Source organism: Holdemania massiliensis (assembly GCF_022440805.1).
Lineage (GTDB): Bacteria > Bacillota_I > Bacilli_A > Erysipelotrichales > Erysipelotrichaceae > Holdemania > Holdemania massiliensis_A.
Window position 1 is genome coordinate 1,180,409 of sequence record NZ_JAKNTK010000001.1, and the last position, 11,099, is coordinate 1,191,507.

The 11,099-nt window shown below is 49.3% G+C and carries 7 protein-coding genes and 1 tRNA gene; all 8 read left to right on the forward strand.

From position 1 onward, the window contains the following. Positions 1 to 189 precede the first annotated feature (189 nt). The 8 genes from MCG46_RS05420 (at position 190) to MCG46_RS05455 (ending at position 10,965) form a co-directional block, all read left to right on the forward strand. Complete coding sequence (locus tag MCG46_RS05420; RefSeq protein ID WP_240278344.1) at positions 190 to 2,817, forward strand: EAL domain-containing protein; 2,628 nt, start codon at positions 190 to 192, stop codon at positions 2,815 to 2,817. Next, positions 2,784 to 5,984 carry a PAS domain-containing protein gene (locus tag MCG46_RS05425; RefSeq protein WP_240278346.1) on the forward strand — a complete coding sequence of 1,067 codons (3,201 nt, stop codon included), beginning with the start codon at positions 2,784 to 2,786 and terminating at the stop codon, positions 5,982 to 5,984. Before MCG46_RS05420 ends, MCG46_RS05425 begins: the two co-directional genes overlap by 34 nt. 188 nt (positions 5,985 to 6,172) lie before the next feature. Then, positions 6,173 to 6,256, forward strand: a tRNA-Leu gene (locus tag MCG46_RS05430). A 220-nt stretch (positions 6,257 to 6,476) separates the two neighbouring features. After that, a complete protein-coding gene (locus MCG46_RS05435) occupies positions 6,477 to 7,145 on the forward strand; it encodes a response regulator transcription factor (protein WP_020224656.1) in 669 nt (222 codons plus the stop codon). After that, positions 7,142 to 8,155, forward strand: coding sequence for a sensor histidine kinase (locus MCG46_RS05440; protein WP_154237600.1), 1,014 nt, complete (start codon positions 7,142 to 7,144; stop codon positions 8,153 to 8,155). The genes MCG46_RS05435 and MCG46_RS05440 overlap by 4 nt, the downstream gene beginning before the upstream one ends. Positions 8,156 to 8,258: 103 nt before the next feature. Continuing rightward, positions 8,259 to 8,789: an HD domain-containing protein gene (locus MCG46_RS05445; RefSeq protein WP_240278348.1), complete on the forward strand. Its 531-nt coding sequence runs from the start codon at positions 8,259 to 8,261 to the stop codon at positions 8,787 to 8,789. Between the two features lie 175 nt (positions 8,790 to 8,964). After that, a complete protein-coding gene (locus tag MCG46_RS05450; RefSeq protein WP_240278350.1) occupies positions 8,965 to 10,494 on the forward strand; it encodes a DNA methylase in 1,530 nt (509 codons plus the stop codon). A 12-nt stretch (positions 10,495 to 10,506) separates the two neighbouring features. Then, positions 10,507 to 10,965, forward strand: coding sequence for a hypothetical protein (locus tag MCG46_RS05455; protein ID WP_240278352.1), 459 nt, complete (start codon positions 10,507 to 10,509; stop codon positions 10,963 to 10,965). The last annotated feature ends 134 nt before the right edge of the window (positions 10,966 to 11,099 follow it).

The window sequence follows — 11,099 nt, forward strand, 5'->3', positions numbered from 1 at the left end:
GAACAGGTTTCAATTTGGAAAGAGATTGCGGTTCCCCGCCCCCTATGCTAGAATTAAAGCAACGAAAGATCAGAGTACGCAGAAAATCTTTTAGTGATTTCAGACAACTGACTTGGAAATCTAAAAATTACAATGGATTTCGGTTTCTGGCGACAGTCCAAGATTAACGGATGAAGCGAGGTAACAATAATGGTTTCACAGAAAATAATCTTAGTTGTGGAAGATAATGAAATTAACCGAGCCATGCTTTGCGCAATTTTAGAGCCGGAGTATAAAGTGCTGGAAGCGGAAAATGGTTTGGAAGCGCTGAAAGTACTGAATGATCAGAAAGATAACATTTCATTGATTTTATTAGATATCGTGATGCCAGTGATGGATGGCTACACTTTTTTGTCGATTTTGAAAAACGATCCTTCCATCTCCTCGATTCCGGTAATTGTTGCCACTCAGAATGATAATGAAGCGGATGAAGTTGCCGCGTTGTCGCATGGGGCAACGGATTTTGTGGCCAAGCCGTATCGGCCTCAGATTATTCTGCACCGTGTTGCCAGCATCATCAGTCTGCGGGAAAACGCCGCAATGGTCAATCAGTTCCGCTATGATCGGCTGACCGGTCTTTACAGCAAGGAGTTCTTTTACCGCCGGGTGCGGGAAGAACTGCAGGCTCATCCCGAACAGGAATATGACATGCTTTGTTCCAATATTGAGAATTTTAAACTGATCAATGATATTTTAGGCGTGCCTGCCGGCGATCAGCTGCTGGTCAGTGTCGCTGAAATGATCCAGGAGAAAATCGCGGAATACGGCATCTGCGGAAGGCTGAGCGCGGATCAGTTTGCCTGTCTCATTCGCCGTCCGCCGGCGTATTCGCAGGACTATTTTATTCATGCCAATTCGGAAATCAACACGCTGGCAAACATGCAGAACGTCGTTGTGAAATGGGGCGTTTATGTAATCCGCGATAAGCAGGTCTCGGTGGAACAGATGTGCGATCGGGCCTTGCTTGCCGTGCGCCGGATCAAGGGCCAGTATAATATCTATGTTGCGGCTTATGATGATACGCTGCGCAACAAGCTGTTGCGGGAACAGACGATTACCGACAGTATGGAAGCGGCTCTGGAAGAAAAGCAGTTTGTCATTTATCTGCAGCCAAAGTTTCAGATCAAGGATGATCAGCTGGTCGGTGCGGAAGCGCTGGTTCGCTGGAACCATCCGAAATGGGGATTTCAGTCCCCGGCTGAATTCATTCCGCTGTTTGAACGAAATGGGTTTATTACGAAGCTGGATCAGTATGTCTGGGATCAGACCTGCGCGACGCTGCGGCGTTGGGATGAGGCGGGTTATCCGCAGATTTCCGTCTCTGTCAATGTGTCCCGAGCCGATATCTACAACAGCGATCTGATCGAATTTTTAACGCGGACGCTGACGAAATATGAGCTGCAGCCTTCCCGTTTGCATCTGGAAATCACAGAAAGTGCCTATACGGAAAATCCCGGACAGATCATCGCAACGGTGCAGCAGCTGAGGACGCTGGGTTTTGTGATCGAAATGGATGATTTTGGCAGCGGATATTCCTCGCTGAACATGCTGAATCAGCTGCCGCTCGATATTTTGAAGCTGGATATGAAATTTATTCAGAATGAGACGGCAAAGCCGACCAATCAGGGAATTCTGCGCTTTATCATGAGTTTGGCGCGGTGGATGAACCTGAGCGTGATCGCTGAGGGCGTGGAAACCCGGGAGCAGCTGGAACGGCTGCGGGAAACCGGCTGTGATTATGTGCAGGGTTATTATTTTGCCCGTCCCATGCCTTGCGATGAATTTGAAAAGCTGCTGCTTCAGCACCAGAAACAAACCGGAAAGACCGTTCAGGATGACTCGGCAAGGATTGCTGATCAGCAAAAACCGATGCTTTTGTTAGCGGATGGGGATGTTCGCTATTGTCAGGCGATGCGCGGCATCCTGAGCCAGCAGTATCAGGTTCAGTGTGTCAGCGACGGTCAAAGTGTTTTAACTTGTCTGGATACATATGCCAGTCAGATTCGGCTGATTATTTTAAGTCTGGATTTAAAGGAGCCTGCCGGAATTGAAGTGCTGCAAAAGCTGCAGCATCGGATTGAGGTGCGGGATGTTCCGATCATTGCAACCGGCTGTTGGGACGAGCAGCTGGAAGAAACAGCCTTGAATATCGGTGCGGATGATTTTGCAGGGAAGCCGCATACACCGATGAGCTTGTGGAAACGCGTGCAGCGGACCCAGAGTTTAAATGTTCTGCGGCGGCAGGAACAGCTGTTAAGAGAGGAAGCCAATCGGGATGATTTAACAGGTCTGTTAAACCGGCGGGGATTGTATGCAGTTTGTCAGTCGCTGCGTCAGGATGACGCACCGTTGGCCCTGTTTCTGTTTGATCTGGATAATCTGAAAAAGGTGAATAATCAGCTCGGTCGGGATCAAGGGGATCAGCGAATTTGCCAGTTCAGCCGTCTGCTGCGTTCCCATTTCCGTCAAAGCGATATTGCCGCCCGCTTGGGTCAGGATGAGTTCATCGTGATTATGAAAAAGGCGGCATACAAGGAAGCCGTTTTAAAAAAGGGACGGGATTTGAGTCAGGCCTTCACCGAAGTAAAGTGGAACCAGGATGTTCCGCTGACGGTATCCGCTGGGATTGCGATGTGGGATTTGAGCGAAACGCTGGATGAAATGCTGGTTCGGGCTGACAGCGCGCTGAAATGGGCGAAAAGCGGATGTCAGAATCGCTGTTGTTTATGGGAGGAAGCCAATCTATGGGGGATCGGGAACAAACATGTCAAAATGTAGTTGAACAGTTCTGCAAAGCCTGGTTTGAAGCGCGGAATGTGGAAAAAACACTTGAATATCTCTGCTCAGATATTCAATATATTGGAACAGCCCAACAGGAGGCGGCCTGCGGTCTGGAAGCCATGCGGGCTTATTTAACAGCGGATATTCGGGCATTAAATACATCTTTTTCTGTGACGTTTCCTTCGATAAACTGCCGTCTTCTGCAGCCGGCTTTAGGTACGGTTTTTACTGAGATCATTCTTCAAAACTCCCAATGTGCCGGGCATCTGCGGGGGTTTTTTATCTTGTGCTGCCAGGAGGAACAATGGAAGATTCAGAGCCTGCATTTTGCCGAGCCTGGCCGCAGTCAGAAAGGACAGCGGTCTTATCCTCAGTCGCTGGTGACAGAACGGCTGCATCGTCAGCGGGAAGAATTGTTGAATGAAACGCTGCCGGGCGGAATGATGGGCGGATATCTGGCAGAGGATTTCCCGTTTTATTACATCAATCGGCAGATGCTGGATTATCTGGGATATAAGGATGAAGCAGAATTTGTTGCGGATATTCAAGGAAAGATCATCAACTGCATGCATCCGGATGATCGAACGCGGGTCGATAAAGAAGTGGGCGTCCAGTTGGAAAAGGGGCATGAATACACGGTGGAATATCGGATGAAGCGTCAGGACGGTACGTACATCTGGGTCCATGATTTAGGCCGCCGGATTCTGGCTGAGAATGGCTGTCCGGCCATCTCCTCAGTGTGCTACGATATCACAGCTCAGGTTCGGGCACAGGAAGAAGTGATGCGGCTTTACAACAACATTCCCGGTGCTGTCTTCCGCTGCCGTTATGACTCTGCGCTGAGTGTTGTCAGCGCGAATGATGGTTTGTTTGATTTTATCGGGTATACCCGCACTGAGTTTGCCGCTCTGGGCAACAAGCTGGCCGCGATCATGGAACCTGAGGATCTGCCGGAGGTCACTCAGCGGCTGCATGAACAGATAAAGCCGGGGGAAGCGATTCACATTGAAAATCGGCTGCGGACGAAACACGGTAAAGTCAAATGGGTTTCCGTGAAAGCTCAGCTGTTTGTTGAGAACAATCAGCCGTATTTTGACTGCGTGTTCATCGATATTACTGAAGAGAAACAACAGCGGCGCCGGGAAAAGGAACTCTATGAAAGGGAACTTCGATATTTCGTAGAAGCCGCCAGCGGCAATCAAAGCGGCCAGGGCCGGCTGAATCTGACACAGAATGTTTTGGAAAGCTATCTGACGACAGCCAATTTCGCGGTTGCCCAGGTTGGCGACAGCTATGATCAAGTGATTGATCAGTTTGCCCGTTCAGCAATGGAGACAGAGATCGGTCAGCACATTGCCGAACAGATGCAGCGAAGTCAGGTGCTTACTGATTACACCGTCGGCAAAACAGAATATCATTTTGAATTTCTGCGCAGCACGCGCGACGGGGCGTTTTGGAGTCATACGACATTTCATTCCTGCATGAATCCGGAAACCTCGGAACTGATCGTTTTCTTTTACACTTTGGATATTACAGAGAAGAAGCTGCAGGAACAGCTGCTGGATCAGATCGTCAGTCTGAATTACGATATTATTGCGGAAATCGATGCCGCATCGCAGACATTGAAGATTCACGCATCCAATGAACCGATCATTCCGATTGGGAAGCAGCTGCCGCAGGCCATTGAACAGCTGGCACAGGATTATGTAAAACCGGAGTTTGCGGCGGAGTATCATCGTCAGCTGAACCTGGAAACAATGAAAAGCCAGCTGGCGAATCAGGAGTCGTATACCTTTTCAATTGAAATGTTGGATGATCAGGGCCAGACACGGGTCAAGCTTTACAAAGTCTTTTATCTTGATCGGCGCTTGAACCGTTTATGCGTAACACGCAGTGATGTGACCGAGGTCGTACGTCAGGAACAAATGCAGAAAGCGGAGCTGGCGGCTGCCCTCAATGCCGCTCAGCAGGCCAATGCGGCCAAAACCGATTTCCTTTCGCGGATGTCGCATGAGATCCGCACCCCGATGAATGCCATTTTGGGCATGAGTGCAGTCGCTGCTCAATCCATGCACGATCCAGCCAGAATGAAGGAAAGCATCGAAAAAATTCAGCTGTCTTCAAAATTCCTGCTGGGATTAATCAATGATATCCTGGATATGAGCCGAATTGAAAGCGGAAAGCTGCTTTTAAGCAATGGTATTCTTCAGACCCAGAAACTGATCAACAGTGTCAGTACCCTAGGCGCAGGGCAGGCCGCGGCGAAGGGGGTAACCTATCAATGTATTGTCGAACCTTCACTTCATATGGAATACATGGGAGATTCGATGAAGCTCCAGCAGGTTCTGGTGAATATTTTAAGCAACGCTGTCAAGTTTACACCGCCGGGCGGACAAGTGGTCATGACGGCCCGTCAGGTTCAGCAGAAAAAAGATAATGCCGTGGTTCAGTTTGTCATCTCGGATACTGGAGTCGGAATCAAGTCGGAGTTTTTGCCGCATTTGTTTGAGCCATTTTCCCAAGAATCTACCGGAACGACCGCAGCGTATGGCGGCAGCGGCTTAGGGCTGGCAATTTCCAAAAGTATTGTGGATCTGATGGATGGTCATATCAGCGTTCAGTCTGAGAAAGGGCAGGGAACGCAGTTTGTCGTCGAGGTCCGCTTAGGCATGACTTCGCAAACTGTCCAACAAGATTGCCAGACAGCGCTGCAGTTGGAAACAGAAGCGTCTGAGCAGGATTTAGAGCAGCTGGACTTTACCGGGCTGCGGCTGTTATTGGCCGAAGACAATCTCATCAATACCGAGGTGGCGGTCATGCTTCTGCAGGATAAAGGGTTTACCGTAGATACAGCAGAAAACGGCGAACAGGCGCTGCAGCTTTATCGTGCCTCTGCCGAAAATGATTATGCCGCAGTTTTGATGGACATCCGCATGCCGGTGATGGATGGTTTAACCGCTGCTGCGCAAATCCGTCAGTCACCGCGTTTTGATGCGGCAGAGATTCCGATCATTGCGATGACGGCCAATGCTTTTGATGATGATATTGCCAAAAGTTTGGCGGCCGGCATGAACGCGCATCTGGCCAAGCCGATTGATCCAGATCTGTTGATGAGGACCTTGGATGCCTTGATTCGGAAAAAGGCGTCTGGAAATTTGCGTTAGTTTTTTGATTACCCTAGGTGGATTGAACGATCAGGGAAGCGTTTCAGAGAATAAACATTTCATCGCGGCTGAAACCGGCCGCGTTTTTCATCTTCCCCATCGGGTTGTTTTCGCAAGCAGAAAGGGATTCAGTTGCCAATAAAAATTCTTTCTTTTTGAAAAGATCTTTGCTATAATAGTTAAGCAATGCACCGGTGGCGGAATAGGCAGACGCGCACGTTTGAGGGGCGTGTGATTTATTCGTACGGGTTCAAGTCCCGTTCGGTGCACCATTTTCAATCAGTCCACAGTTCTATGTGGTTAAATAAAGTCTTCGGCAGAGGGCTTTTTATTTTGTGTGTAAGCTGGCGGGCTGCGGATTCAGACAGGATTTCCGGATATGGAAAAATGGAATAGAATGGGATAACCTAACAGTTTTGTTAGATGGATGAAAAGCCATGGCAACAGGAATTCAGCGTGGTGTATAATAAAACTAACGGAGGAGGGTCCGGTATGTTTAAAATTCTAATTGTCGAGGATGAGGAAAAGATTCGGGTCGAGCTGCAGAACTTGTTGAATCGGTATGGCTATGAGGCTATGGTGTTGGATGATTTTCATGAAGTCGATCACCAGATTCTGCAAATCCAGCCGCATTTGGTTCTGCTGGATATCAATCTGCCGGAAATGGATGGATATATGATCTGCCGTTCCATCCGCCAGCAGTCTTCGATTCCGGTTCTGATGGTTACCAGCCGCAGCAGCGATCTCGATGAACTGATGAGCATGAGCCTGGGGGCGGATGACTTCATCACCAAACCCTATAATGTGCAGATTCTGCTGGCGCACATTCAAGCTGTCTTAAAGCGCGCTTATCCGCAGGATCAGGGCCGTCTATTGGAAGTCAACGGGGTGACGCTGGATCTCAGCAAGGGCTGTGTGATGCATGAGCATCAAAGCGTCGAGCTGACAAAAAATGAAATCCGGATTCTGTGGCTGCTGATGCGCAAACAGGGAACGATTGTCAGCCGCGACGAGATCATGACCGATCTGTGGCAGTCAGAAGAATTTGTGGATGACAACACGCTGACCGTCAATATCAACCGTCTGCGGCGCAAGCTGGAAAGCATTGGGGTCAGTCCTGACTATCTGTCAACCAAGCGCGGTTTGGGGTATCGGATATGACGCTGAAAGAATTTCTTCAAGACCGCTGGATGTTCCTGCTTTGTCAGCTGATCTTTATGCTTTTTGCGGGTGTCATGCTGCGGCTGTTAAGAGTCAGCGGCTTTGCCTTGGGATTTTTGGCTTTTCTGTATCTGACGCTGACCGGTGTGACGCTGGGGGTTGAATTTTATCGCAAGAAGATGTTTTTTGACCAGATGTTTCAGCTGTTGGATCAGCTTGAAGAAAAATACTATCTCTCTGAAATCATAGAATCACCCAACTTCGTCGAAGGTCAGAAGCTGACGCAGCTGTTTCGTTCCGTCAGCAAGTCGATGAACGACACCATCGCGGAATACCGCCGGCGCAATGAGGATTACAGCCGATATATTGAAACCTGGGTGCATGAAGTCAAAACACCGATCGCTTCCTCAAAGCTGATCATCGAAAATCATTCGGATCCGGTGACGCGCTCGCTGGAAGAGGAAATCGACCGGATTGATCAGTATGTCGAACAGGCGTTATTTTATACCCGCTCAGCCGTCGTGGAAAAGGATTATGTGATCCGGCGCTGTTCGCTCGATCAGATTGTCAATCAGACGATCAAAAATCATGCGAAGACCCTGATTTCCCGTCAGTTTTCGATTCAGCGGGAAAACCTGGAGCATATTGTCTATACCGATGTGAAGTGGATTGATTTCATCCTTGGTCAGATTGTCACCAATGCGGTTAAATATCGGAATTCTGAAAAACCAGTTCTGCGGTTTCAGGCGGAAGCCTTTGAAAATCAGGTGATCCTGACGATTGAAGACAACGGCTGCGGGATCAGCGCCCGGGATCTGCCGCGAATCTTTGATAAGGGCTTTACCGGAGATAACGGCCGGCAGGTAGCCAAGTCTACGGGGATGGGGTTATATCTGGTCAAACAGCTGTGCGATAAGATGAACATCGGCATTCAGGCTCAGTCACAGCCCGGGCAGGGCACGGCGATCACACTGAGCTTTCCGCTGTCCGGCTTTCTGCTTCCGGAATAAGCAAATCGAAGCTGTCATACACTAAATCGTCGGCCTGGAAAATTTTAAAGTGGGAGAAACGCTTGCTTTTCCGGTGTCCTTGATTATAATAAGGACGAAAAGAATGGGTGAAACAGGATTGAAAACTGAGGAAAAGCAAATTGAGCTGATAGCGCTGTTAAAAGAATATGCGCAGGCGACATTGAAGCGGGAAAAGGTTCAGTCAATGCGCGGCTATATTCAGCATGGCGATACGACGACACTGGATCACGCGATTGCCGTGGCTTATTACAGCCTGATGTTGGATCAGAAATGGAAGCTGAACTGCGATCAAAGCAGTCTGGTGCGGGGCGCCCTGCTGCACGACTATTTTCTTTATGACTGGCATCAGCCGCACAAAGAATATGGACTGCATGGCTTTACGCATCCTAGTACAGCGCTGCGCAATGCGGCACAGGATTTCGATCTGAACCTTGTGGAACGCAACATTATTGCCCGGCACATGTTTCCGCTGGTTCCGATTCCTCCGCGTTATCGGGAGAGCGTTGTTGTGTGTCTGGCGGATAAGTTTTGTTCGCTGAATGAAACGTTCAGCCGGCGCCGCTATCTGTCTTTGGTCAAGCTGCTTTCCGCTGCCCTGATATTGCATTCATAAACGTCCTTTGCGGACGTTTTTTTGTATTTCTCGGCAGAGAAAGTGAAGACTAAAAAGGAGGAACTGAATAAATTGCAGTGTAACTTGAAAATAATTCAATTCTCAAGTATAATGAACTTAAACTAAAACATCAGCAATGAAGAAAGCCAAGCAAGAAAGAAAAGGAGGCGCGAAGATGGAAATGCAGGATCGTGTGATTCTTGCGATTGATCTGAAATCGTTCTACGCGTCAGTGGAATGTGCTGATCGAGGACTGGATCCGCTGACGACGCATCTGGCTGTCGCCGATGAAAGCCGAACGGAAAAAACAATTTGCCTGGCAATCTCTCCTTCCATGAAAAAACTCGGTCTGGTTGGTCGTCCGCGCTTATTCGAGGTCAATCAGAAAGTCGCAGCGGTCAACAATCAGCGGCGTCTTCAGGCACCGAAAGGAAAGCTGGTCGATTCCTCTTGGGATGCGGAAACACTGAATCGTTCGCCTCAGCTGGCAGTTTCCTATATTGCCGCCTCACCGCGGATGGCGCGGTATATGGAAGTCAGCCGGCAGATTTATCAGCTCTATTTAAATTATGTTTCACCTCAGGATATTCATGTTTATTCCATTGACGAGGTGTTTATGGATGTCAGCGCTTATTTGAAGCCGTTAGGTCTGAGCGGCCGGGAACTGGCGAAAAAGATCGTTTTGGATGTGCTGCGGACAACGGGTATTACCGCAACGGTGGGGATCGGCACGAATCTGTATCTGGCCAAGGTGGCGATGGATATCGTTGCCAAGCATGTTGAAGCCGATCAGGACGGAACGCGCATTGCGGAGCTTGACGAGATGAGCTACCGCCGGCAATGCTGGACCCACCGTCCATTGACTGATTTCTGGCGGGTTGGGCGGGGATATGCGAAAAAACTGGAAGCCCACGGGTTGATGACAATGGGAGATATTGCTCGCTGTTCGCTAGCAGATCCCAATCAATTCCGCAGTGAAACTTTGTTGTATCAGCTGTTTGGCGTCAATGCCGAGCTGCTGATTGATCATGCTTGGGGTTGGGAGCCATGTACGATCGCCGATATCAAAGCCTATAAACCGAGTTCCCGCAGTCTGGGCAGCGGACAGGTGCTGCCTTGTCCTTATCCGGCGGAAAAAGCCCGGCTGATCGTGCGGGAGATGACGGATCTGTTGGCCTTGGATTTAGTGGATAAGGGAGTGGTCACGGATCAGGTCGGACTCTATGTGGGCTATGACGTTGTGAATTTACGTGACCCCGAGCGCCGGCAGCATTATCACGGGCCGGTCAAGAAAGATCGGATCGGTCGGGAAGTGCCCAAGTCAGCCCATGGAATGACGCATCTGTCCCGTCCCTGTGCCTCCGGCAAAATAATTGTGGATGCGATGCTTGCGCTGTTTGACCGGATTGTGGACGATTCCCTGCTGATCCGCCGGATCGGCGTCACGGCCAATCATCTGCGTCAGGAAAGTGAGCTGAACGGCGTTGAATTTGTTGAGCAGTTTGATTTGTTCAGCGATACGGAAGCGATTCTGCGCCAGCGCCGTCAGGAAAGTCAGGAGCTGGAAAAAGAAAAGCAGGTGCAGCAGGCAATTTTAGAGATCAAACGGAAATATGGCAAGAATGCTGTGCTGAAAGGAACTAATCTTGTCGAAGGTGCGACGACGATCAAGCGCAACCAGCAGATCGGCGGGCATAAAGCATAAGGAGGAAACTTCATGAAAGCGCAGGATCCCGTTTATTTTCCCTATGAAGACCTGATTGAGCTTCCCCATCCGGTTTCCAAAATCCATCCTCCCATGGCGCGGATGGATCGGGCAGCACAGTTTAATCCGTTTGCGGCCTTGACTGGATACGAAGAGGAAATTGAAGAAGCCGCGCGGTTAACGGAGGAAAAGATTGTGCTGGGGGAAGATGAGAAACGTTTTCTGGACAAACAGCTGCAATACCTCCTCACGCAAATTCAGCGGCAGCCTCTGATTGAAGTTCTTTATTTTGTGAAGGATGAAAAAAAGGCCGGCGGCGTATATATGACGAAAAAGGGGCGGCTGAAAAAGCTTGATTCGTACCAAAAACATATCATTTTTACAGATGGCACCCGCATCGCGTTTGCGGATCTGCGGCAGCTTGACAGTGATCTGCTTCCCATTTCAGTAGACCTTGATTTTCTGGAGTAAGCCTTTTTCTTCCGGCAGATCAGCATAGGATGAAAGCTGACAGCCGCTTTGAAAATAAACTTTCTCAAAAAATCTGCGGCTTGCCTTTCCCACATGCTCTGGCGTACAATAAAGACATGATTCTTGAGGAGGGA